Raw genomic sequence first — 26,694 nt, forward strand, 5'->3', positions numbered from 1 at the left:
GATTTTATTTTACTGCGCTATCTGACTTTTATGCTGCCGGCTGTTCAGACTGTTTATCATGCATTACCAGCTTCAGCAGAATCGGGGTAATCAATGTTGTCACGATTACTACCAGTACGATTGGTGCGAAGAATCTATCGTCTAACATGCCGCACTGATATCCCTTCTGGGCAACAATTAACGCAACCTCACCACGGGAAATCATTCCGACACCAATCTGTAATGCTTCTTTATTTGTATAGCGGCAGAACTTTGCGCCCAGTCCGCATCCAACCACCTTGGTCAGTAAAGCAATAACTAAAAGGATAATGGTAAATCCTACCATAGAACCTGTCATTCCGTCTAAGGATGTCTTAATACCGATACTTGCGAAGAATACCGGTGAGAAGAATAAGTAAGACGGGAAGTTGATTCTGTCTTTTACATATTCACCATTCTTCATGCTGCAAAGCATCAGTCCTGCAAAATATGCCCCTGTAATATCTGCAATGCCGAAGAATTTTTCCGATACATAGGATAACAGGAAGCAGAATGCCAGTGCAAATACAGTAACACGTCTTTTCTGACCTTCGCTTTCAATTAATGGTTTGCATTTTGATACCAGGAAGAATAAAATTCCGATTACAATAAAGTAAAGGACTATCTTAACCATAACAGTAACCGGATTTACGCTGGTATCCTTTAAGCTTGTTACAATGGTAAGTACAATAATTCCAAGAATATCGTCAATAACGGCTGCGCCAAGAATGGTTGTTCCGACTCTTCCCTTTAAACGTCCCAGTTCACGCAATGTTTCTACTGTAATACTCACAGATGTTGCTGTCAGCACAACTCCGATAAAGACAGATTTCAATACCTCCTGATAATCTGCAAAATCTGTATGGAAATACAATGCATACCCTAAAAATCCACCAATCAGAGGAACAATAACTCCGATTAAAGCAACGATAAAGGATGCCAATGCATTTGCCTTGATTTCTTTCAGATCAGTCTCCAGTCCTGCGGAGAACATCAGAAAAATAACTCCGATTTCAGCTGTAATTTCAAGGTATACTCCGTTGGTTCCATCCAGTGTGATAAGTTTTAATACAGATGGTCCTAAAATAATACCGGCTGCCAGTGCTCCTACTACTGCCGGCATATGCACTTTTCGTGAGAAAAGTCCTAATACTTTTGTTGAAATTAAAATAATTGCTAAAAAAAGCAGAAATTCATAAGATTCCATAATATGACCTCTTTCCTTTCTTCTCTTGTTTTTTCTTTTTACATTCTCCTAAACCCGGAACTATGTTAACTCTTTTTGTTGGTAATAGCAATATATTTTTTCTTTTTTTGTTACTTAATATTTATATATTTTCCAGATTTTTTTGTTACTTTTTCACAATTAGAAATCAGTCCTTCTTTTTGGCATGAAAAAACAGCCCTTCCGGACTGTTTTTTCGAGGAGTTTAGTTATGAAAATGTTTCATCTATTAAAAGGAAATTATTGCCACTTTTTTCTCAAACGAAAGGAAATCTGTTTTTTTATTTTTGCGTTCCTTCATTTGATAGATTCATTATAGCCATGAAATGTGTCTAAAGTGTGTCAGTTTTCGAAAAGGATTCTAAAAAAATCTAAAAAAATATTCCCATTTAATTTATATTTTATTTAGAATTAAGTAATGTTTCGCACAATCGCAGCTTTTCCAGTGTTGCCGCGCTGTTTTCAAATATTACCCTGCCTTCTCTGTCTCCAGTATACAATAATTCCTTTTCCATAAGCCGCCGTCTGGTCTCCCGTGCCACGCCAGCTCCTCCATCAAAAAATTCCACTGTATTCCCCATCACTTCTGCTATTGCATCCTTTACAAAAGGATAATGGGTACATCCCAAAACGATTGCATCCACTGTTCCCTCACAATATGGTTTCAACAGTCTGTATAAAAACGCCTTCAAGTCTGCACTGTTTAATTCTCCACGCTCAACAAATTCCACAATTCCGGGACATGCCAGCGGATAAATCTCCGCTTCCTTTTCATAACGCGCCATAAGCCGTTGAAATTTTTCTTCCCGGATTGTCATTGGCGTTGCCATAACAAGTACCCGCGGATGCTCCATAAACTGTACTGCAGGCTTTAATGCAGGTTCAATTCCAACCACCGGTACATCAGGATATTCTTTTCTCAAAATCGAGACATCTGCACTGGTTGCTGTATTACAGGCAATCACTACTGCTTTTGCTCCTTCCGACAGAAGATGTCTTACATGGCATTCCGTAAGTTCCCGCACCTCTTCTAAGCTTTTTCCACCATAAGGTGCATTTTTAGAATCTCCAAAAAATATATAATTTTCATCTGGCATCAGGCGTACCAGTTCACGTAATACACTTATTCCACCTACACCTGAATCAAATACTGCAATTGGTCTTTCGGTCTGTTTCATGATAGCCCCCTGTTTTCGCATACAAATAGGTTCTCTTCTTTCGTAAAAAACTGCTGAAAACAGTTTTTCCGTTTTCAGCAGCAATTCTTAATTTTCCCTCGGGCATCTACGCACTCTCTTAATATTGCAGTCCTGCACATCACACGGAGCACAGTCTACCAGTCCTTTTAAGAAGCAGAACGCCTGACGGCTCTCCTTCTTAGCCGTGTCTTCTTCCCGCGGACACCTGGACACATGCTTTACATTGCAGTCCTGAATCTGTCCCGAACTGCAGTCCACAAGCCCTTTCAGGTAACAGAATTTATTTTCCATTCTTTCCCCTATCTACTCCTTATCACCCCAACATTATAATTTCTAATGTCATCTTTATTCTATCATCTTGGGATGGAATGTGCAAGCCATAACAGACCTGTGTTTTGAATACTTTTCCAGCAAAAACGATTACTTTCTATTTTTCATATAAAAATTTTTCCGGCAGTGTTACTTTAAAATCTTTTGCCAGATGCCGGAATTCATCTGGCTGGATTGTCTGACGTTTCTGACTCTGCATAGATAACATCTTCACCAGTATCTCTGCTGATTTTTCAGCCGTATGCATAAGTCCAAATGTCAGATCAAAATCTTCTCCTGCCGCAAATGTACCATGATGCGCCCAGATTGCCAGATCATATTTTTCCATCAATTTGCTGGTAGCAACAGCTATTTCTCTGCCACCCGGCACCATCCACGGAACAACACCAATTCCATCTGGGAATACAACCGGACATTCTGTTGCCATTTCCCAAAGTTCTCTTGTAAATACTTTATCTTCCAGCGGCAGAACAAAGGTCAGGGCAATAATATTGGTGGTATGTGCATGATATACAACCCGGTAATTTGGATTTTTCTTCTTTTTTACTTCCAGATTCATCAAATGACTCGGTAATTCAGAAGTTGGTCTTCCACCATTTACCAGTCCCCAGACAATACGGTAATTTTCTCCTTTTTCATCCAGTTCTATCATGCAGATGGAATCTTCCGGTTTCAAAATCACATTGCGAAAATACTTGCCGCTTCCAGTTACCAGAAAATATTCTCCTGCAAGATATGGCACAGATGTTCCGATTGGCTGCCATTCTTTACTATTAAAATTTTCTTTTACCATTTCTACTTCTTCCGGTTTTACACGATACGATAAATTACCGCCATTTCTTTCATGCCATCCCTGTTCCCAGCCATCATTTGCCATACGGATGAATCCCTGTACAAATTCTGCATCTAAAAACTTCATTCTCTCTTTTCCTCTTATTATATCTTTCTGATATTTTTCTTTCTCAACTATTATTGTTTGTATGTTCTCTAGTTACGGTTTACCAATACTTCTTTTTCATATTTTTCGATTGCATCATAGAAATGTGCATCATCTGTAACACCTTCCCGTCTGCAATATTCTTCCCAGACTTCTCCAATTGGAAGCATCTTTACTGCCTCCTGCATTACCATTAATCTGCCCAGCTGATTGGTATCCTGTAATTCCTTCAACTGTTCATTCGGAGTACATAAAGCCATAAGCAGAGCCTTCTGCCAGCTTCGGAATCCTGTTGCAAGTGCAGAAACACGATTAATGCTTGCATCAAAATAATCCAATGCCATATACACCCTGTCCAGTGCCTGATTTCTTACAATCTCTTTTGCCATTTCCTTTGTTTCATCATCCAGCAAAAGAACATGGTCGGAATCCCAGCGCACTCCTCTTGTAATATGTAATGCAAATTCTGGATAAAAGCACAACATTGCAGGTATTTTATCTGAAACATATTCCTGTGGATGATAATGTCCATTATCCATAAGCGGCATACAGCCCTCATGCATTGCAGCAAAGCTTAACGTAAATTCTGCAGAACCTACCGTATAAGATTCTACTCCGATGCCAAAGACTTTCGATTCCACGCATGGTTTTACGAGATTTTTGTCATATGGTTCTGATAATATCTGCTCTATGGAATCCTTATATCTCATGCGTGGTCCCATTCGGTCTGCCGGCACATCCTTAAAACCATCTCCGGTCCATATATTCATAACGCAAGGCATTCCCGTTTCTCTTGCGAAATACTCCGAAATGCGGATACATGCCTTTCCATGTTCAATCCAGAATTTTCTGATTTCCTCATCGGGACTGGAAAGTGTCAATCCATTCTTTACTTTTTCATGTGAGAAAAATGTAGGATTAAAGTCAATTCCCATATGATGTTTTTTTGCAAAAGCAACCCATTTTGCAAAATGCTTCGGCTCTAAAGCATCTCTGTCTGCAAATTCGCCTTCTTCAAAAATAGCATAAGACGCATGAATATTTAATTTTGCTGTACCCGGCATAAGTTTCATTGCTTCTTCCATATCTGCCATAAGCTGTTCTGGTGTCTTCGCTCTTCCCGGATAATTTCCTGTTGTCTGGATTCCACCGGTCAATGCACCATCATTATCAAATCCCATTACATCATCGAGCTGCCAGCAATGGAGGGAAACCGGAACCTTTTTTAACTGCTCCATTGCCTTTTCCGTATCTACTCCCCATGCGGCATATTTTTCTTTTGCCATTTCGTAACTTGTCATACTTTCTAATCTCCTTCTCTATGCTTTATATAATTTAATTTCAAAGGAATGATAAATACACTCCCTCGCTTCTTTCAAATCAGCGAATTCTCCTGCTGTAATCATCTGTACGGAAATATTTCCCAATGCCGTTGCCTCTGTCGGTCCAGCCAGAACTGTTTTTCCGGTATATTTTGCTGTCAGTTTGTTCAGAAAATCTGCATTTGCACCACCTCCAACAATATGGAGTTCCTGATATTTCTGTCCGGTAATTATTTCTATCTCTTTTGCTGCCATGGCATAACAGTTTGCCAGACTGTTATAAATAACAGCCGCTATTTCTCCGATTGTCTTTGGAACCTGCTGCAGCGTCTCCCAGCAAGCACTTCTTACTTCCTCTACCATACTTTCCGGTGCTAAAAATCTTTCATCATTTACATCTACCAGCGAGGTTATTTTTTCTTTCTCTGCCAGTTCACAGATTTCCGCAAAACTCATATCCGGAACAAGTTCTTTTCGAACCGACTGTATCATCCACAATCCCATGATATTTTTTAAGAAACGATAACGATATCCATAACCGCCTTCGTTGGTAAAATTGTGAAGCATACTTTCTTTGCTGCAAACTGCCTGCAGCCGTTCTGTTCCCATCAAAGACCATGTACCAGAACTGATATATAAGGTCTCTTCTTTCCGGGACGGCACTGCTACAACTGCTGATGCTGTATCATGTGTCGGTGGCAGAATCACCTTGCAGTTAAATCCCACCTGTTTTTGAATCTCCTGTTCAAGTGCTCCGACTTCACAGCCTGCCATTTTTATCTCTTGAAAGATATTCCGCTTTATTCCAAGCTTTTCAATCAGTTCATCATCCCAGTCTTTTGTTGCCGGATTTACCAGCTGTGTTGTAGTTGCATTCGTATACTCCTGCACTTTCCTGCCTGTTAACAGGAAATTAAAATAATCCGGAACCATCAAAAAAGTTTCTGCACGTTCTAACTGGCCTGGTTCTGTCTTTTTTAATGCCATCAGCTGGTAAATTGTATTAAAAATCTGTTTTTGGATTCCTGTTCTCAAATATAACTGTTCTTCCGTTATTAATCTGTATACCTCTTCATCCATTCCATAGGTCCGCTTATCCCGGTAAGCAACTGTTTCACCAATTCTTCTGTCATTTTCATCTAAAAGCACATAATCCACTGCCCAGGTATCAATTCCCATGCTATATGGAATTTTTCCAAGTTCCGCACACTTTTTCATTCCTGAAAGAATTTCCTGAAACAGTCTTCTGACATTCCACACTTTATAACCTTTCCGATCAATCATTTCATTAGAAAAGCGGTAGATTTCTTCTAAAACTATTTTTCCATCCTCTAAGTGTGCCAGCATGTGTCTGCCACTGGATGCACCAATGTCCACTGCAAGATAATATTTTGTATTCATTTTCACACTCCTTCTTCCTGTTCGTTAATCTAAATCTAACAAAAATAAGGACAGTTTGTTAGCCTCTCATTAGACCAAAAAACTGTCCTTATTTTCCTTGTTTTAAATTCTTATATGCACGTCTTTCTTATGTAAATCACGATATTTTTTTGGTGTCATTCCATAGCGTTTCTGAAACTGCCGATAGAAATAGCTCTGGTTTTCATAACCAACTTCCAGTGCAATGTCCTCCACCGTAAGTTCAGTCTCTACTAACAGATATACTGCCTTTTGAAACCGTTTTCTCTGCAATAGTTCCTGAAATGTATATCCTGTTTTCTGCTTCATCAATTTACTCAATACTGTCATCGACTGATGGGTATCTTCCGCAATCTTAGTCAGATTTGCATTCTGGCAATCACTGTTAATATATTCCATCACCGCCTGTACAACAGTTTCCTTATAATCAAGGGATGAGTTATGGCTCAAATTTTCCAGATGATTCAACAGATATAAAAATACAAGCCCCATGGTATACTGATTGGCAATATCTTCATTACAATGTGTATGCAGCATGGATTCTATCATATTTTCCATCAGATTCTCCACCTGTAAATCTTCTTTTAAACGAAATAGCAGATAATGGGAAACTGGATTCTTCTGCCGCATTGCACCAATTACAAAATCAGCCAGTACATTTTTCTCATGCAGCATCGTAAGTGGAACTTCAAAAAATTCCGGTAATGCAATAAAATTAATTCCAATATCTTCATACTCAGCCCTTTTTATTGCATGTGACACATGCTGATTCAGCATCAGCACATCTCCTTTACGCAATACCAGTTCTTTTCCTTCTATATAATGTGTAATACTGCCCTGTACCACATACATCATTTCCACATAATTGTGCCTATGCTCCGGGAAATCCACAAACCGGCTGTGTGGACGTACCGTAATCAGCTTTCCTCGCTGCAGTAATCTTTTTCTGTCAATCTCTGTCAGGTTATCTTTCGCATACAGACTTTGTTCCACCGTACTTTGTCCTGATTTATACTTCTTTTCTTCCTCCGATATTATCATCAATTCGTCCAGAAGTTCTTTTCTCATCCCGTTTTCTCCTCAATGAAACTTTTCCTAAAAACAACAATACCGCCAATATGCTTCCAGAAGCTGCCAGTAATACGAAAGTCTGCTGCCATTCCGTCTCATCGCCTGTCTTAATCTCCTCTGTTTCCAGTGGAGTCACAGGTTTCTCCCTTTCTTCCTGCGGTTCCTGAGGTCTTGAAACTGCCTTCCTTGCCAGCTTTAAATCCACTACCGCATCCTTCATCCAGACATACTTTCCATCACCTGTTTTTTCGATATTCTCCATAAAACCAGGCAGTGTAATCAGATACGGTTCTGCCTGATAGACTTCATCGGATAAATAAAGCGGTTTCATGCAAACTAAATATACTCCGGCTTCCATTCCATCCTTGCTTCCTGTATTATCTGTCAGTTCAATCTCTGCATCCGGTTCTGTCTTTGCACTCTCATCCCATTCGGTAACCCCAAGAGATGCCGCCACATCTTCTGCTTTTTTCTTATATTCACGGGCGGATGATTCCACGGATAACTCCTGTATATTTAACCCGGAATATTTTTCTAAATCACGGTATTCCCCTGTCTCTGTAATATCTGCAATGCGATATAGCCTAAGCTCCAGCTTCTGCTCTTTTAAAGCTGCACGGTATGCATTGGGAATTTCAAAAGTAATAGAACATGGTTCCGATACCGGAATATCCTCCTCTGCCCGTACACTCTCTGGCTGCAGACCAGCAAAACATATCATTATGAATAGTATTTTACAAACTATTTTATTCCTGTGCTTTCTCCCTTTTGTTCCATGGCTGCTTTTTTTCTTTATCATCCAGATGATACTTCTGCATATTACAATGGAGCCTATAGCAGCTATTATTCCAATAAAAGTCCATGCCAGATAATTCGTATGAATGCTTTTCTTTGCCTGTCTTTCCTGCTCCTTCTCCTGTTCCTCTACATAAGGTACTCTATGTCCACGCACCAATAAACGCTGCGTATTTACACCATATGGCGTACAGGTAACCAACGTTACATAATCCTTCCCTTCTTCTACATTTAAAATCTCTGTATCTTCCGGCATCACAGTTTCTATCTGATCCACTTCGTATGCCTGAATCTCATCTAATATATATAAGTAGAACTGGTCTCCTTCTTCCAGTAAATCGAGGTCTGTAAACAGGGACATTCCTGGAATTCCCCTATGTGCTGCTATAGATGCATGTGTTGACGTTCCACCGATGGGCAGCGATGAACCCTGGATATGCCCTGCTCCTTTTTGTAATACCTCTTCTCTGGAAGTATGATATACAGGTATAATTTCGCCAATCTTCGGAATAGACAGATAACCCATCATACCATCCCCATTCTGATTCAGGCAGGACATATATTCACTATCCTGCTGTGTTACTTCCTCCTGTTCTGCCTGAATGAAACTATCAGGAATTACAATTGGCTGCAACCGCTCGTTATATGCCGCTGCTTTCTCCCACTCCTCTTCTAAACTGGTATCCTCCGCTTTTTCTGCATTTTCATGCTGATATTCTTCAAACTTTAATTTGCTATTATACTCGTTCCACATATTAGAAAACATTGGATAAAGCAGCAGGGCAAAGCCTGTCAAAAAGCCAACTGCCATGAGAAACATTAATGTTTTACGTACAGATTCTTTCATTCTACTTTGCCCTCTCTTAATTATTTTACCTGTTTTCTTTTTCTCAATGAAACAAACATTGTTCCAAATCCTGCCATTAAGACAACTGCTGCAACAGTCAGTGCAATCATTCCTGCTCCACCTGTCTCCGGTAAGGTAATAAGTGGTGTATTATTAATTCCAAACGTATCTGCATTTGCAGCATTGTCTGTTGTATTTATTGTTCCATTATCCAGCTTTTCATGTGTAAAAGTAATAGAATTTCCAGTTGCGCCATTTACTCTTACCGTATAATTCTTTAATTCTCCTGTCAGTTCATTATAAGTCGGTGTGATTACAATCGTATAAGTAGTCTTATCCAATGCATATCCCAATGGTGCCTTGGACTCTTTTAAAGTATATGTACCTGCATCCAGACCGGTTGCTGTCAGCTGACCATTGTTTTTTGATACAATATAATCATATGTTCCACTTGTCTCGGTAGTATATTCACCATCACTGGTAAAATATAACTGCTTTCCATTTGCATCAAATAACTTGAACTGTGCACCGTCCAGTGCTACTTTATTATCAAGTTCTGTCGTTGTCTTTACACCATATTTGGTAATCTCTGTAGTTTTCTCAGAACCAGTTCCATTTACCAGAGTATCAAATCCAAATGTATAATGATGTGTGATATCCTGCATCGGATCACTCATATCAGTACCGGATGCTACCGTAGAATACTTTAAAGTTGCTTTATTCTCATCTGAATCAAAGTTTACTTTTGCTTTCTCATTTACTTTTGCCTGATAAGTAATTGCAATCGTATTTCCTGCATACTGATAAACATCCTCACCATATAAATCTAATGTAAAACCACTTGTGGAGGTTGTAATATTGGTTGAAGTACATTTCTTGTTTGTTACAAATAAATCATTGATGGATGTTCCTTCTAATTTAATAGAACTTACATCCAGAGTCAGTCCATCTGTGAGTGAATCCTTAATATTATAATGTAACTTATCAGATAACCAGGATCCCTGATAATCCGGAATTGTCATCGTAATCTTAAATTCTACTGTGTCTCCAATATTCGCATCCCCATATTTATATGCATTTCCATTTTCAATTACTTCCTTCTTCATGGTTGGATCGCTGGATTTCTTCGCTGCTACATGAATCACTCCGTTTTCATCTGCAATAGATGCTATTCCAGTACCGCTGTACTGATAATTTACCGCAACCACATTACCACTATAAGAATATTCTTTGACCTGTTTATTTGCAGCGATTACATATAAACCAGGTTTTACATTTGATACACTATAGGAACCATCTACAGCATTATACTGCATGTGTAATACAGTCTTATCTACAACAGCATCTCCTTCTCCATCATGTAAATCCCAGTCATCAGCTCCCATTGTTGAATTCAGATTCATATAAAAATAAACCAGATCATCTGTATCCACTTTACCATCTTTTACTCTCGACTCAACATTTCCCTCCGGATTGTATTTCCAGTAATGATTTCTATTTGCATCTACAGCATCAATTGCAACTGCATATGCATAAACATTACAGCCTTCCTCGATTCCGGTTACCTGAATCGTAGTGGCAAGATCTGCTGCCCTAACCGTTTTCGCCGGCAGAATTATACTAAGTACCAGCATTACTGCCATCATCATTGCCTTCCATCTTCTTACTCTCTGTTTCATATTCTCTCTCCTTTACTTGTTCAGACAATTATCAAAGCGGTGCTCCAGGCCGCCTTGCAATCGTCCAGTTTATATCAACACTGTCAATCATTCTTACATTTTTAGGGAATTTAAAAAAAACTAAGTTATACTACTGATTGGGGAAGAACCTATACTTTTTGCTGGCGTTGGGAAATCACCAGCATTAGTACGGCAAAAAAACTCATGAAAAGTGTACCGATAACCGCAAGCGGATAGAGCCCTCCACTTTTTGTTTCTGGCATACGATATACTGCTTTATCTATAATTGAAAGTGTTAATACCTTATTTACCGCATCATATGATGCCTCTCCATAACCTGCCCCACCCTGCGTTACTTCTATTTGTGAAGCATCCTCATTTATACTTAAGATAATATCTTCCATTATTTCATATCCCACAGGTGCATGTGTTTCCCGCAGAATATAGGTTGTATTACATGCAAGCTGCAGTGTTTCTCCATTTGTATCTGTAAATTCTAATTCTCCGATTTCATGTCCATCTGTTCCATCCGAACTTGTAAGCGATATAATTTCCGTTTCGCCGGATGATTCCACCTGATATAACGTAAATTCTGCACCAGACAGAGCCAATGCATCAATTACTTTTGTTCCATATTTTCTTGCCTGTAAAGTCCATGTCGGTGGTTTTTCCTCGTCATAAACAGAAAATACTATGGCATCTTCCTGCCTTGTCACACGCCAGTCCCCATATTCTGTTGTGCCACCTGCATCTGCCCCGGAAAGTGTATTTCCATCTTCCAATAAAACGTCATTGATAAATACCTGATTTTCTTCTTTTATCCTGATATCTATCTCATCTGACATCAGATAAAAGTTTTCCGGTGCTTCTGCTTCTTTTAATTTATAATGGGCTCCTTTTGAACAGGTAAATTCTGAGCCATTTAAATCCAGCAGTTTTACCGTACCATTTGTATCTGTTGTTCCGTTTGCCACCAGTGTAACCGGTTCTTCTGCTGTATATAATTCAAAATGCGCTCCTGAGAGTCTCTGCTGGTATTCTGTGTCACGGTACTTATCCACCTGAATGGTATAATCTATATTTTCTTCTAACAGTTCCGTAGAATTCTTCAAAGTAAACACAATTTCTTTATTCACCAGCATTCCTTTGTCGCCATATGTAGAATTCACTACCTGTTCAGACGTTCCAAGCACTTTGTTATTGGCAACCACTTCTACAACTGATACTGTCTTTCCGGTACTTTCATCCAGCTTATGTTTAATTTCAATAACAGCTAATTCACCTCTTGCCACATACCCATCCGGCGCAGTATCCTCTGTCAAAACATAAGTTCCATCATCTACCATTAACTTTCCCATTTTCTCAGCATCCAGATAAATATAAGTTTCACCGGCCGCCACGCCATCTTCTTCCATACCGGTTGTTCCACTTATTCCGATATCTTCATAACGCACTGTTCCGTCTTCCGCTATATTCTTTTTCTTAAGTGAAAATACAGCCCCATTTAATCTGTCATCCGTTCCAATATCCCGTTTTGATATTTTGATACTATAGTACACAGCATAATCTTCCTCTAATTTATCCCGTTCTGTATAAATCAGATAATTATAATTCTGCATCTGTCTTTTGTCTCCTGGTGAATCAGAAGCCTGAATCAGCATGGTCTGTCCCTTTACATCTTTATAGGTATACTTCCTGCTGTACAAATCTGCCTGATAAGACGGCCAGTTGGACGGATATTCCTTTCCAGCCATTTCATTCTTCGTCGGGTCAAATCCCGCCGAAATCATCAATCCTTTTGTAGAATTAATAAAATAACTGGAATAAGTATAAAATTCTTCCTGTGAGATTGGATTTTGCGAAGTTCCTTCGGTCTGTGTCGCATTTTCAATAACTGTATGTCCGGTACAGACTGCATTACTGTTGGGATATGCTGAATCAATATCTATATATCCATCTCCCACTACAACAAGCCTGTCTGTAACCTTAATAAAATGCTTCGTCGTGCTTGCCCAGTTATTCTGGTGCAGATATACAATTCCTTCTATATCTATAACACCCTCTATTCCAAAATATCCATAATTATATATGGCATTCTTAGTCTTATTTCCATTATAAGCTGCGCAATGTATCACAGCCTTGCTTTCACCGCCCTCTTCTGTCTTCGTTCCACCTTTCATATAGAAATAGCCTGGTCCATCTCCGGAATCATCTACATAAACAGCAGCTCCTTCTGATGCATTACAATTTTCAATTGTACCTCCATACATATAAAAAGACGGTTTCTTCCCGGAGAAAGTGCTTGCCACATATACTGCACCGCCATACTGTGATGCCTGGAAATTACGTATAACTCCACCATACATGTGGAATACCGGTGTTCCCATATTGTTTCTGGATAAGTTCACGCAGCCACCACTCTGTGGAAACTTTGTCATATTCTCCCCCTCCAATGTTCCACCATATAAATTTACTGTTCCGCCACTATAGATCCAGATTAACTGACAGGATGCGTAAATGACACCTCCACCGGCAGAATCCCGGATATTGAGTACTGCATTATCGCTGCATAACATAAAACTTGCGTTATTCTGCATCGTCATCTTATGGCCATTCAAATCAATATCCAAAACACCATTTAACTGACAAATGCCTGAAGCTGTCACATCCTCTGTCAAAGAAATTGTTCCTCCACCGTTATAACTGCCCAGTGAAATCGTGCCACTTCCATAAGTCTGTGAAAAAAAGGCTATCTTGTTTTCTTCTGTATTATCTACATCTTCTGTGTCCTCTGTTTCTTCTGTACTCTGCTCTAACTCACCTATCTCTGTTTCATAAATTTCTTCACCATTTTCCTGCTCTTTTGCATTCGCATTCTGTGCAAAAGACAGCAGAAGTAATAGTGTTACCGCTAATAATGCCTGTACTATATGAAATTTATGTTTCCTTTTTCTCCCACAAAAAAGCATTTTCCCTCTCCATTAAATATCTTCTTTAATAAACACTATATATTAATAAACCTTTCTGTCTCTCCTTTAAGTCCATTTGATACGGTCTGATTTACATATGACTGCTCTTTGATATCTTCTACTGCTTTTGCCAAATCCTCGACACTTCCTGCGAAGACCTGTAACCCTTCCGAGCTTTCATCGATAGACGTTGCTATGGTATCCATGTTTTCTTTCATTTCATCCATTGCCTGATACATATCCTGCACATTATGATTGATTGTTCCGCAAAAATCTCCCATATAGTCTGCATCCTGGCGGTAGCGGGAAGCCATCATTTCAAAACCGTTATAATCCTGCAATATGTTCTGATTTAAGAACTCCATCATTTTTTCCACCTGTTCAATCAGTGTGCTGACTGCTGTGGTCACAGACATATTAATTGTCTGTATCTCACCCATCGTCTCCCGGCTATTATCTGCCAGTTCCCTGATTTCAGATGCTACTACTGCAAATCCTTTTCCCGCTTCTCCTACTCTTGCAGCCTCTATTGCAGCATTCAAAGCCAAAAGATTAGTCTGTTCTGCAATTCCAAGAATCTGTTCTGTCAGATTTCCTATTTCATAGATTTTTTTGCTTCCTTTTAAGCTGTCCGCAATGCTATGTCCTAAACTGCCAATCATATCATTGGTTTCTTTTTTGCTTTCTGCTGTTTTTTTCTCGATATAATCTGCCCGTTCACGCATTTCATCTACGAATTGAACTCCATTTCCGGTTTCCTCTGATATATCTCTGACATTTTCTACTATTTTTCCAACCCGTTCACTAACCTGTCCGGAACGGTCATTAATTTCCATGATTCCTGCAGATAACTCTTCAATTACAGCTGACATATTCATGGTCTCTTCTCCGATATTTCCAGCCTGCCTGTTCATTTTATCTGCAACTTCGTCCATATCGGATGAACCATCTTTTAACTGCTTCATGATATTTTGTAATTTTTCTACAAAAAGATTTACTCCTGTAACCAGTTGTCCTATCTCATCCATCCTTTTTACCGGAATCCGGATGCTTAAATCTCCATTTCCATTCTGGATATCCTCTACCATCTGGTTTAACTGTAAACTTGCTTTTTTGAGTGGCTGAATAATCGCCTTATTCACCAGTATGTATGTAACTAAGCAGATAATCAGAAAACATATGCCGATTGTTACACTGATAAGATAAGTTTTTTGGGTCCGGGCTTTCATATTCTGTGAACTGCGTTTTACATTCTCATCTAACTTTTCCTGAAAATCATTGCATGCCGACTCCCGCGCCTGTATTTTTTCTAATGCACTGCCTCCAATGATGGATTTTGCTTTTGCAATATCTCCATCATCTCTTGCCTGTCTGCATTCTTTCAATTGCTCCATCAGTTCTTTATTTACACTGCTGTAAGTCATAAAACTGTCGGTTAAACTCTGCTCTGAAATATCTTTGGTCAGCTTTTCCATTTCCGTGAGATACTGGGCAATGGCTTCTTCCTCTGTTTCCATATTTCCACTGATATCCCCGGCAATCAGCATGTCTTCATCACTGAGTGCGGTTAAAATATTGGCATATTTCTGACAGGTTTCAATTTTCTTTTCCACTCTTCCATAATATTTCTCCATGGAAATATAGCCATCCGTAACAAGCTGCTCTGCCTGTTCAATTTTTGTTACCTCTCCGATAATTACCGTAATTCCAATTACCATTACCAGAAATAAACCAATTGCCATAAATAGAAATTCTTTTTTTATTGTTTTCTTCATATTTACACCTTCTCTAAGGACGCATGTTTAAAATTTTTTCATATTTTCCGCAGTCTAATATCTCTTCCGTTCCATCCGGCAAAATAAATCTCGCATTTGCATTAAATGGAACTTCTATGTTACAGACTACTTCCTGCTCACTCTTCCAGTTCCATGCACAGACATATTTACCAAATACACTTCTCCAGCTTCCCTCTGCTTTTTTAAATCTTTGATCTGGCATCGGATATATGGTCATCTTTACCGCCTCTCCTATAGACGGATTCAGACCACACATGTATCTGTATATCCATTCTGCAATGCTTCCATATGCATAATGGTTTAAGCTGTTCATACCGGTTCCGCTGATACTTCCATCCTCTTCCAATGAATTCCATCGTTCCCACACCGTTGTTGCACCAAGGTTCACCTCATGCAGCCATCCTGGATAGTCCTCGTTTAAAAGCAGGTCATAAGCAAGCTGATTTTGTCCATTCTCTGACAAAGCCATGCACAGAATTGGTGTTCCAACAAAACCTGTATTTAAATGTCCATTATTTTTCTTAAGTAACTCTGCCAGTTTTGCCGTTATAACTTCTCTTTCTCCCTCTGGATAAAGTTTTAAATAAAGCAAAAGTGCACAAGCGGTTTGTGTGTATTCCAAGCAAAACTTTTTATCTGGAAAGTAATAATTTAAAATTGCATTCCGAATCTCTTTTTCTCTCTCTGCATATACTTTACTTTCCTCTAATCCTAGACTTTCTGCCGCTTCTTTCACCATTTTGGTTGACCAATAATGGTAAACGGATGCGATAAAGCCACTGTCTGTCTTTCCAATCGGATTATTGATATTTCCATTGTCTAATGCCAGCCAGTCTCCCAGCTGCCTGTCATTCTGCCACAGATACGGAATCTCATTCTCTTTTGTTCTCTCATATTCGTAATCCACCCAGGCTTTCATAACAGGATACTGCTCCTCTAACATTGCCTTATCTCCATAAAACTGATAGAGTCTCCATGGAATCAGCGTTGCTGCATCTCCCCATACTGCCGCTCCGGAATCCAGATAGAAAGGATTCGTATGTTCTTCTTTTTTTACCTTTGGTCTTGGAACAAAGAACGGAATAGCTCCATTACATTTTTCCTGCTCAGCCTGCATATTTTTCATATAGTGATGAAAGAAACTTCCGCTATCCATATGGAAACACGCTGTGGATGCAAAAATTCCCGCATCACCTGTCCAGCCCATTCGTTCATCACGCTGCGGACAATCCGTTGGAATATCCAGAAAATTACATTTCTGGGAACGCAGTGTATTTTCTAATAAATGATTTACCTTATCATGATCTGTTGCCACCCAGCCGGTTCTCTCAATATCAGACATAATACGATAAGCAGTAAATTTATATTCTTTTTCCGGATTCAGACCTTTTATCTTCACATAACGAAATCCATAATAGGTAAAATGAGGACGTATGGTTTCTCCTTTTCCTTTCGATACATATGTAAATTCTGCTTTGGCAGTACGGAGATTATCCCTGTAAAATCTGCCCTTTTGCAGAACTTCTCCATACTGCATCATAACTTTCTGACCTGTTTCAAATGCACCAGTTATTTCTACCCAACCGGTGACTGTTTCCCCAAAATCCAGCAAAAGTGCTTCATCTTCCTGTTTTACTGATACCGGTTGAAATTCTTCTACTTTATGAATTCTTGGATTAAATCGTTCCACAAGTGGTCTTGTTTCTTCTATTTCCTCCACGGAAAGCATTTTGTGTTCTAATGTCTCATCAATATGTTCTCCATCATAGATTCCATTTTCACATATGCTGCTTTCTTCTGCCTTCCAGCTGCTGTCTGTTACAATACATTCTTCCTGTCCATTGGCATATCGTATATGTAATTCTCCAATGCACTTCTTCTGATTACCATATAGATTTCTGTAATCACCATCAAATCCAAATCTTCCTTTATACCAGCCTTCGCCTAACAGAACCGCAATTTTATTCTTTCCCTGAGATAACAGTTCTGTAACATCCAGTGTCTGATATTCTAAAAAGCTGTCATAGCAATGATAACCCGGCATAAGAAATTCTCTGCCCGCCTTCTTTTCATTGACATATGCTTCATATAATCCCAGACCACATACATGCCATCTGACAGACTCCGGTTTCTCTTTTAATTCAAACTCTTTATATAAAAGAGGCATTCTCTTTTCATTTTCTTCTGTTCCAATCCATTTTGCGGTCCAGCTTTCCTGCAGTTTTCCCGTTTCAAACCATGCCGGATTACTTTTTGCGCAGTCTCCCTTGTCATCTTTAACTTCTACCTGCCAGTAATATCTGGTTCTTGGTTTTAAGTCGAAGGAAACCAGCATCTGGTTCTCATGATAATTCTCCTGTACTCCGGAATCATATACCAGCTTTTCCATATTGCTGCTCTCTGATACTATAATTCTTGTTTCCACGGCCCATTTTCCACAGACATCCTTTACTTCCCAGGACAAATGGATTTTTGCCAAATTAAAACCTAATGGATTTTTTTTATGATTTACTCTTAATCTGCTGATATACATATAACCGGTTCTCCCTTATGTCTCGTTATTCTTTTAGTAGGAAAGTTCGATTCGTCCACAGAATGGATCTACCGGACTTACTCCTTTAAATCTGCTTTCTCCGGCAATCTTTGCTATTACTGCCTCTAATACATAATCATTATTGGAGTAACAGTTAATATACGTTTTTATCATTGGCACATCCAGTAAATGATATGGATTGGCTACACTGATAAAAATTACCGGTACTTCTTCTGCAAACCACGGAACATTATTTCCCTGTCCCCAGAAGGTATACCAGTTTAACCGGTTGGTGGTCTGATTGCTGGCATTTTCCACATTTCCGATGTAAATTACCATGTCATACTTATCTTTAAAAGCTGTTACATTATCGACACCCTTTTCGAAATCTTCCTTCTCATAGAGGAATACCTGGAAATTTCTCTTTTCCAGTTCTTCTTTTACTTTTCCGACTACTCTTTCATTGGACGGAAAATGTCCTAAAATTTCCAGCAAAATACGCGGTGTCTTCTTCGCACTGATTGGAAGATTCTCTGCAATATCTTTCACCAGTGTAACAGACTGGTCTGCCAGCTCTTTTGCCCACTGTATATGCTCCGTGGTGCGTAAGTTTTTTAATGCTTCCTTTCCAGGAACCAGCTGTCTTTTTATCTTCTTTTCATGTAATCTTAAAGAAGCCTTTAATGCCAGTATGCGTCTGTTTGCATCCAGTAATCTTTCACGGGATAACAGACCATTCTTATAACCATCTAGCATAAACTGATAATCTTCTTTTAAATCTTTATTGAATAAAATCATGTCACAGCCATTTTCTATTGCCATTGGTACCGTTTCACTTCGTTTACCGGCTGCCGTAAATCCGACCATCGGTGTTGCATCTGTAATGACAAGTCCGTTAAATCCTAATTTGTCCCGAAGCAAATTCACCAAAAGCTCTCTGGAAAGAGAAGCCGGAACAATCTTGCCCTTTAACTGTGGATTAAAATGTTCCTGATACGCTGGCATTGCAATATGCCCTGCCATAACAGTTTTGGCACCATCGTCAATCAGCCGCTGATAAATACTTCCATAGGATTTATCCCATTCTTCCATGCTAAGACTATTTACCGATGTCAAAAGATGCTGGTCTCTTTCATCCACACCATCTCCCGGGAAATGCTTAATTGAGACTGCCATATTGCATTCATCTGCTGCACGAAGATACTCCCTTGCATAGGCATAAACCTTCTCCGGATCATCGCCATATGTTCTGACATTGGTAATTGGATTATGATAATTTCTATCTATGTCAACTACCGGTGCAAAAGCCCAGTTAATTCCTAATGCACTTCCTTCTGAGCAGGCAATCTTTCCCAGACGATATGCATATACCGGATCATTTGCAGCTGCACATGCCATCTGTTTTCCATATGCAGTTCCATTGGTAGCCGCTCCATCTCCTCCCGCTTCTAAATTTGATGGAATCAGAAGCGGAATCTTTGTGTGCTCCTGCGCATAGGTAAATGTACTTTGCATCTCTTCTGCCACACCATCCCGGAAAAATAATCCGCCGATATGGAAATGTAATAACATATTCAGATACTCCGGATCCGTTGAATATCCAATCGGGCAGAACAACTGTCCTATCATTTCTTCCAGGCTCATATTTTCCAGCGTATTTTCTACCCAGGCAATGTCTACATCATCTAAATAAAATGGTTTTTCTTTATAATTCATCTCTTTTTCCTTTCATTTAAGGCACAAAAAGAGCAGCCACGGCTGCTCCTTTTCTTAATTAATATTTCTCAGTTCAGCAAAACCGCTCAATGGATATGTTGTCATTTCACATTCGGATGCTTCACCCAATCCTGCACTATCAAAGCCTCCAGCTGTAGCTGCTTTTATCCCTGCCACCGCATCTTCTACAACAAGACACTCCTGTGGTTCTAACTGCAGGTATTCTGCTGCTTTCAAAAATACCTCCGGATCAGGTTTTGATTTTGTAATATTCGTTCCATCACTGATGGCATCGAAATAATTTTCTAATCCTAAATGTTTTAATATTCTCTTTGCATTTTTACTGGATGAACCAATTGCCAGTAAAACTCCCTGTTTCCTTAAATCATCTAAGGTTGTTTTTACTTCTTTTGGCAAATCAGCCGGTGTCATGTCTTCCAGCAATTCCACATACATCTTATTTTTCTGCTCTGCGAAATCTTCTTTCTCTTCTTTGGAATATTTCTTTGTACTTTTCTCTAAAATAATCTCAAGGCTTTCCATCCGGCTTACGCCTCTTAACCGGTTGTTTATGGTTTCATCAAAATATATTCCCAGTTTATCTGCCAGTCTCTTCCATGCCAGATAATGATACTTATCGGTAAAGCAGATTACTCCGTCCAAATCAAAAATGATTCCTTTATATTTCATCTAATTATCCTCTTGTCTTTTTTTCTTCAACTGTTTCTTCAGCATTACAAGCTCAATTACCTTATTCTCGTTATTCAGATAAATCAGGAACAATACCAGGATAACTGCAGTAACAATCTGCTGAATGGATGCATCTACATTTAATCTTGCATACATCAATGATATGAATGCTGTTGTTACTGCTCCTAACAGATAACCAATTTTTTCATTGCAGAACCGTCCGATAAATCCACCGATAAACATCGGTAAGAAAGCTGTAAACATTACTCCAATTGAGCCAAAGTTTAAAGACATCTGAATATTTCCTGTATTTGAAGCACTAATAAATCCAACTACACCCATGAAGCCGCCTGCAATGGTATAACAGATTACTGCATTAGATACTTCATGAATTCCTGTATTAACAGAAACCTTCTGTCCGGATAATAGTGACTTATATTCATAACCAAATTGTGTATAATCAAAAATCGCAATAAATAAAACGAGTCCAATTACAATTACAAGTACATAATTCAAAACACCTGGAAAACTTGTTAATTCTTTATTTGCTACAAATGACACGCCATAACCATCGGTAAGTGCGAATGCCATTCCTTCGTAAAACAGTGTTACTCCCAGTGACACAATAATCGGTGGTAATTTTACAATTACATAAATTGCTCCGGATATCAGTCCAAGCAATGCTCCGGATACAATAGAAATCACGAGCATATATGGTGTTGAAAGTCCATGGGATGAACAAATTGATGCACTGATTACTGATGACAATAACGAAATTGCTCCGATTGAGAAATCAAATCTTCCGGAATTCAGATTCAATGAAAGAGCAAATGTCGTTAACATTACTGTTGCTGTTGCCCGGAAAAACAAAATCCAGTTTCCTTCTGATTCAAAAAATACAACACCATTCCTCTGACATAAGAGTATCATTACGAGCAGTGTCACTACCGGAATACACAAAGTTCCAATTATCTTTTTTAAAATGCTATTTCTTCCTTTACTTTTCATGTTATTTTCCCTCATGTCTTTTCTAAATTCTGCTCCGGAGAATTCCGGAGCAGAACAAAAATTTTATTAATATGTTACTTATTTTGCTTCTTCCTGGATATCTTTAAATCCATAAGCACTTACAAATTTTTCAAATGATGCATAATCTGCTGTAAGAAGTCTATCTAACATATCTTTTGTATATGCAGGGCTGTCTACAGAGCTGTCTACTGCATAGTACTCAGAGAACTCTTCTGGTGAAGTTGCAACCCAGTAACCCTGGCTGAGAGCTAAAGCATTTCCATCTTCTGTACGGATCGGGCTTCCAAGTACTGCACGATAAGTTGCAATAAAGATAGGTCCGATACTTGCTGAGAACTTACCTGCAAGGTAATCAAGCATTCCACCATCCATTGCAGTACCATAGCTTTCTGCATAAGCATCTACGCTGGCAATCTTAACATCTGTGCCTTCAATTGCTGTCCCAAAGAAGTCAGAACCATTTCCAACAGCTAAGATAACCTCTAAGTCAGGAGTCTGTGCCATCTGAGCACATTTTCCAAACCATGCATCATCCATGTCATATCCACCTACATAACCAACGATATTTACATCACCAATTGCTCCGGTTTCAATCTGTCCATCTGCATAAATCTGTCCAATAATTCCAGCTTCATCTGTAGCACCTTTGTAATTAGCATCTGCTCCACCTGCATCTACCATAGCTGCAATCATACCTGCTGCACGATAAATATGCATATCTGTATAATATGGAATTGCTCCACCGAAGATAGCAAAGTTTTTCTTGCCCTGCTCCAGATAGTAATTTGCCATATCATAACCAGTCTGATATTCTACTTCAAGAGATGGCCCGATTGCACCTACATAATGCTCATATCCCTTATAAGTCTCATATTCTTCATCGGTTAAAGTTCCTGTTGCAACTGCATAATACACACCTGCCGCTTCACACTGCTCAATCTGTGCTGCACGGTCAAAGGATGAGAATGAAATAATTGCTTTACAATTATTTGTAATAAAAGTATCAATTGCTGATGTTTCCCCTGCTGCATCCTTTAATTCATCAGAATAAATAAGCTCAACATTGTACTGTTTCTGAATATACTCTGTATAGTATGTCCGGAATGCCAACGCCTCTGCACTTGTTGCATCTGATACAAGAATACCCATTTTAACGGTTTCACTCATATCAAGTTCTGGTGTCTCTTCTTTGCTGCCTGACTGTTCTGTACTTACTACTTCAGAACTGTCATTCTTCTTGTCGCTTCCGCATCCGGTAAAGCATCCTACTACCATGACCGTTGCCAGCAACATTGCTAGAATTTTTTTCATGTTTCTTTCCTCCTGTACATTACATGTTTATGTATAAAGTGACTATCACTTAATACCATATGGATATTATCTTGGTAACATCTTTCCTCTCTGGTCACTGGTTGCCAGGAATACTACCAATATAAATATTGCTGCTTTTACCATCTGTCCAATTCCGGAATTCAGATTAAACATCACCATAATCTGACTGAGCAATGTCATGGAAAAAGCTCCGATTACTGCTGCATAAATTTTACTTCTTGCGCCACCTGATACCGGCATACCACCAAATACAATCGCTATGATGACATCCATTCCTACACTGGATGCAGTATTTCTCGTTAAAGTCGGAGCATAGACAATGGAAAGACATGCGCCAAGTCCAACTCCTATTCCAGACATAATAAATGCTATAATCGACATTTTCTTTACAGAAATACCGCTTAATTTTGCACAAATTGGATTTCCGCCCTGGAATTTCTGCATTCTTCCTACTTTAGTAAAAGAGAATACCAGTAAACATACTAAGAAAAATGCAGCTAATACGAATATTTTAAACTGTGTTGTATTCAGCTTACTGACCGCCATCATTGGCACTCTTATTTCAGAACCTGTTCCATTCATCTTAATCAGAACCAGTACCAGTGCATTCAATACACTTAGCATTGCAATCGTTGTTACGAAAACAGGGAGGTTAAAAATAGATGCCAGTACTGAGTTAAATAGTCCTATAAAGACCGCCACTCCAAGGCAAGCTGCAAACATTATTACCAGGCTCTCTGTTTTGTTATAAACAATCCCACCTACCAGTGCGCTTACTGCTACAGATGCTCCAAGACTGATATCAAAGGAACCAAGGGTATAAATAAAGATTGCACCTGTTGCTACTACTGCAACCACAACTGACTGGTTGATAATACTTTTCATTCCATATGCAACATTTATATTTTTAGATGTTCCAATGATAAAGAAAGCAACCAGCAATGCCACAAGACCAAATAAAGGGGCAAGGAGCATAACATTTTTTCTTAAATTCTTTGTTTTCATTTCATCCGCCTCCTATATCATGTACTGAATCGCATCTGCTTCTGAAAGCGATTCACTTCTTGGAAATTCATGCATAATCTTTCCATCCTTCATAATCATCAGACGGTCTGACATACCGATCAGTTCTGTTAATTCCTCTGAAATGATAACAATTGATTTTCCTTCTTTTTTCATCTGGTACATCAATTGATACATCGCCTGCTTCACACCAATATCAACGCCTCGCGTCGGGCAGTCCAGAATTAATACATCACTGCCTCGTCCAATCCATTTTCCAAATACAACCTTCTGTTTATTTCCACCGGATAATGCCGAAACATACTGATTTATTCCTGCACATTTAATGCTTAATGTTTCCACCTGTTTCTGAACATATTTCTTTTCATTCCATGGGAAAATCAGGAATCCACCAGTTGTAAACTGGTCCAGTCCGCCAACAGCAATATTATCTTTGATGCTGGCATTCAGGCATAGTGACTCAGTGTCTCTGTCTTTTGCCACATATCCAACCATATGCTTCATTGCATCGGCTTCGTTTTTCAATTTCTTTCCTTTGATTCTTATTTCACCAAACTCCGGTTTTTTATTTCCAAACATGACTTTGCCAAGTGTATGCATTCCACAGTGCGAAAGTCCGCCGATTCCAAGAATCTCTCCTTTATGCAATTGCAGATTAAAATCAATCAGTTTGCCAGTCAGATTTACATCTTTCATTTCTAAGACAACCTCATCTTCGCAGCTTCCATCATAATCACTTCGATAATAGTCGCCTTCCAGCTGCCTTCCAATCATACTTGATTTTATTTTGTCTTCATCAAATTCGCTCTTATCAAAAGTAACTATAATATTTCCATCACGAAGAACCGTCAATGCATCGCATTTTTCCATAATCTCTTCCAAATCATGGGAGATGAAAACTACCGCTTTGTTTTCTTTTTTCATCTGTTCCATAATATTGTAGATAATCTCTCTTCCCTTCTGTGACAATGCAGTTGTAGTCTCATCTACTACCAGCACTTCCGGATGCTTATTCATAATTCTTGCTATCTCAATCAGCTTACGTTCCTGTAAATCAAGGCTTGCTGTCATCTGTTCTGCACGAATATGGCTGGCACCGATTGCATCTAAGGCTTCCTGTGCTTTCTGATTTAGCAGCTTCCTTTTAACCGGTCCCCATTTATGCTTTTCGCCAAAACTCTTAAAGAACTTTGTCTCGCCAAGGAATATATTCTCTGCTACTGTAATTCCCGGCACTGTTCCAGTTTCCTGGACAATCATTCCAATTCCATGTTCCAACGAATACAGCATTGATTCCGGCTTCCATTCTTTGTCATGATATGTCATCGTACCGCTGTCTGCGTTCTGCATTCCTGCAATAATAGATGTAACTGTTGATTTACCAGAACCATTCTCTCCAATAAGTCCGAGAACTCTGCCTGAACAAACCTCTATTGAAACATCCTTTAATGCAACGGTAGAGCCAAATCTTTTATTCATATGTTCTACTTTTACTAAGATTTCCTGCTTCATCCATATGCCCCTTCTCTGTAATCATTGTTTTTGTGAAAATCACTTTTCTTTTGTTGTTAAATCTATTATAATCTATTCAAGTGGTTTTCCAATTGTTTGTAACAACCAATTCTATTTACTTTTTTTGATAGATATATCATTTTCTTTATGTTGTTATTGACTATTTTTGATATTTAAATTGGAGGATTCCATTATGGATTATGAAGCGTTAAGAACAGTAGTATATAAATTGAATGAAGATGAGCAGTTTTACAAAAAATATTATTATGCCAAACAGCAGGAGTATTCCCTGCAGGAATTCTTAAGTACTATCAATATAGATGATGTACTGCGCCGGCATCTGCTGGTTCCGGAAATCAAAGAAACCATTCCTCCACGCTTTGAAGATAATTTCTTTTTTGATGCAGGAAACCACGTTTCTATTACTGTAACCAGACATAACCGTTACTCTCCAGCACTTACTCACGACCACACTTTCTTTGAACTCTTATATGTCTATGACGGAAGCTGTTCCCAGAAAATCAGTGACAGTCAGCTCACACTGCGCACCGGAGACCTTTGTATTATTCCACCCGGCATCAAACATTCCGTCAGTGTCTTCGATGACAACAGCGTTATCTTAAATATTTTGATTCGAAAAAGCACTTTACATAATATCTTTTTCAATTTTTTAAATTCACCAAACATCCTGTCCGCTTTCTTTTTAAATAATATCTATTCCGAAAACGGCAACGATTATATTGTATTTCACACCGGCAATGATAATGAAATACGTTCTGGCTTTCTCTGGATGTACTGGGAATCTCTGAACCGCTCCCTTTACTGGGATCAGATGATTTCCTACACACTGATGATAACTTTTGGTCTTTTAATCCGGAATTATGAAAAAAGTTCCGAGCTTCCTACTTTCAACCGTAAATCTGATGTGCAGCGTTTTGCCCTGCTTCAATTCATCCAGGAAAATTATGCAACGGTTACATTAGAGCAGGTTGCCGAAAAATTTCACTATACACCTGAACATGTTTCAAGACTTTTTAAAAGCACTACCGGGAAAACCTTTACCCAGCTGTTACAGCAGGTCCGGATTGAAAAAGCCCAGGTACTTCTTTCTGATACTAATCTTACGGTTGCAGATATTGCTTCCCAGGTGGGCTATGATACAACGGAACATTTTATAAGATTATTTAAGAAAAATCTGAAAATCACACCAACCGAATATAGAAAAAAAGGGATTATCATCTAATCCCTTTTC

At 38.9% G+C, this 26,694-nt stretch carries 19 protein-coding genes; 1 reads left to right on the plus strand and 18 read right to left on the minus strand.

Annotated elements, in window-relative coordinates:
• Positions 1–28: 28 nt before the first annotated feature.
• The 18 genes from DXB39_RS08210 to DXB39_RS08295 form a co-directional block, all read right to left on the minus strand.
• The gene (locus DXB39_RS08210; RefSeq protein ID WP_117841635.1) at positions 29–1,225 is read right to left on the minus strand and encodes a cation:proton antiporter; all 1,197 of its coding nucleotides are present in this window, start codon (positions 1,223–1,225) and stop codon (positions 29–31) included.
• A gap of 419 nt (positions 1,226–1,644) precedes the next feature.
• Positions 1,645–2,421, minus strand: a complete 777-nt coding sequence (murI, locus tag DXB39_RS08215; RefSeq protein ID WP_117841634.1) for a glutamate racemase — start codon at positions 2,419–2,421, stop codon at positions 1,645–1,647.
• Between the two features lie 87 nt (positions 2,422–2,508).
• Positions 2,509–2,733 (minus strand): hypothetical protein, encoded by a 225-nt coding sequence (locus DXB39_RS08220; protein WP_022242971.1) that lies wholly within the window; start codon positions 2,731–2,733, stop codon positions 2,509–2,511.
• Positions 2,734–2,869: 136 nt separating this feature from the next.
• Entirely contained in the window at positions 2,870–3,691 is an 822-nt protein-coding gene (rhaD, locus tag DXB39_RS08225; protein WP_117841633.1) for a rhamnulose-1-phosphate aldolase, read from the minus strand.
• A gap of 68 nt (positions 3,692–3,759) precedes the next feature.
• Positions 3,760–5,010 (minus strand): L-rhamnose isomerase, encoded by a 1,251-nt coding sequence (locus DXB39_RS08230; RefSeq protein ID WP_117841632.1) that lies wholly within the window; start codon positions 5,008–5,010, stop codon positions 3,760–3,762.
• An 18-nt stretch (positions 5,011–5,028) separates the two neighbouring features.
• The gene (gene rhaB, locus DXB39_RS08235; protein WP_117841631.1) at positions 5,029–6,432 is read right to left on the minus strand and encodes a rhamnulokinase; all 1,404 of its coding nucleotides are present in this window, start codon (positions 6,430–6,432) and stop codon (positions 5,029–5,031) included.
• A gap of 102 nt (positions 6,433–6,534) precedes the next feature.
• Complete coding sequence (locus tag DXB39_RS08240; protein WP_117841630.1) at positions 6,535–7,518, minus strand: AraC family transcriptional regulator; 984 nt, start codon at positions 7,516–7,518, stop codon at positions 6,535–6,537.
• Entirely contained in the window at positions 7,460–9,163 is a 1,704-nt protein-coding gene (locus DXB39_RS08245) for a class C sortase (RefSeq protein WP_117841629.1), read from the minus strand. Before DXB39_RS08245 ends, DXB39_RS08240 begins: the two co-directional genes overlap by 59 nt.
• 20 nt (positions 9,164–9,183) lie before the next feature.
• Complete coding sequence (locus tag DXB39_RS08250; RefSeq protein WP_117841628.1) at positions 9,184–10,842, minus strand: isopeptide-forming domain-containing fimbrial protein; 1,659 nt, start codon at positions 10,840–10,842, stop codon at positions 9,184–9,186.
• A gap of 149 nt (positions 10,843–10,991) precedes the next feature.
• Positions 10,992–13,811 (minus strand): prealbumin-like fold domain-containing protein, encoded by a 2,820-nt coding sequence (locus tag DXB39_RS08255; protein ID WP_117841627.1) that lies wholly within the window; start codon positions 13,809–13,811, stop codon positions 10,992–10,994.
• A 35-nt stretch (positions 13,812–13,846) separates the two neighbouring features.
• Positions 13,847–15,586 (minus strand): methyl-accepting chemotaxis protein, encoded by a 1,740-nt coding sequence (locus tag DXB39_RS08260; RefSeq protein WP_022242963.1) that lies wholly within the window; start codon positions 15,584–15,586, stop codon positions 13,847–13,849.
• Positions 15,587–15,599: 13 nt separating this feature from the next.
• A complete protein-coding gene (locus tag DXB39_RS08265) occupies positions 15,600–18,140 on the minus strand; it encodes an alpha-L-rhamnosidase (RefSeq protein WP_117841626.1) in 2,541 nt (846 codons plus the stop codon).
• A gap of 33 nt (positions 18,141–18,173) precedes the next feature.
• Positions 18,174–19,856, minus strand: coding sequence for a glycoside hydrolase family 3 protein (locus DXB39_RS08270; protein ID WP_022242961.1), 1,683 nt, complete (start codon positions 19,854–19,856; stop codon positions 18,174–18,176).
• A gap of 54 nt (positions 19,857–19,910) precedes the next feature.
• A complete protein-coding gene (gene pgmB, locus DXB39_RS08275; protein WP_117697681.1) occupies positions 19,911–20,546 on the minus strand; it encodes a beta-phosphoglucomutase in 636 nt (211 codons plus the stop codon).
• Positions 20,547–21,554 (minus strand): ABC transporter permease, encoded by a 1,008-nt coding sequence (locus tag DXB39_RS08280; RefSeq protein WP_022242959.1) that lies wholly within the window; start codon positions 21,552–21,554, stop codon positions 20,547–20,549. It abuts the gene before it with no gap.
• A gap of 78 nt (positions 21,555–21,632) precedes the next feature.
• Positions 21,633–22,886 carry a sugar ABC transporter substrate-binding protein gene (locus tag DXB39_RS08285; protein WP_117841625.1) on the minus strand — a complete coding sequence of 418 codons (1,254 nt, stop codon included), beginning with the start codon at positions 22,884–22,886 and terminating at the stop codon, positions 21,633–21,635.
• A gap of 66 nt (positions 22,887–22,952) precedes the next feature.
• Positions 22,953–23,912 (minus strand): ABC transporter permease, encoded by a 960-nt coding sequence (locus tag DXB39_RS08290; protein WP_242988749.1) that lies wholly within the window; start codon positions 23,910–23,912, stop codon positions 22,953–22,955.
• Between the two features lie 12 nt (positions 23,913–23,924).
• Positions 23,925–25,442 (minus strand): sugar ABC transporter ATP-binding protein, encoded by a 1,518-nt coding sequence (locus DXB39_RS08295; RefSeq protein ID WP_117841624.1) that lies wholly within the window; start codon positions 25,440–25,442, stop codon positions 23,925–23,927.
• A 193-nt stretch (positions 25,443–25,635) separates the two neighbouring features.
• Between DXB39_RS08295 and DXB39_RS08300 the strand changes: the two genes are divergently transcribed.
• Positions 25,636–26,685: an AraC family transcriptional regulator gene (locus DXB39_RS08300; protein WP_117697687.1), complete on the plus strand. Its 1,050-nt coding sequence runs from the start codon at positions 25,636–25,638 to the stop codon at positions 26,683–26,685.
• Positions 26,686–26,694: the final 9 nt, after the last annotated feature.

It is taken from the genome of Roseburia sp. OM03-7AC, from assembly GCF_003462625.1.
Classification (GTDB): domain Bacteria; phylum Bacillota; class Clostridia; order Lachnospirales; family Lachnospiraceae; genus Roseburia_C; species Roseburia_C amylophila.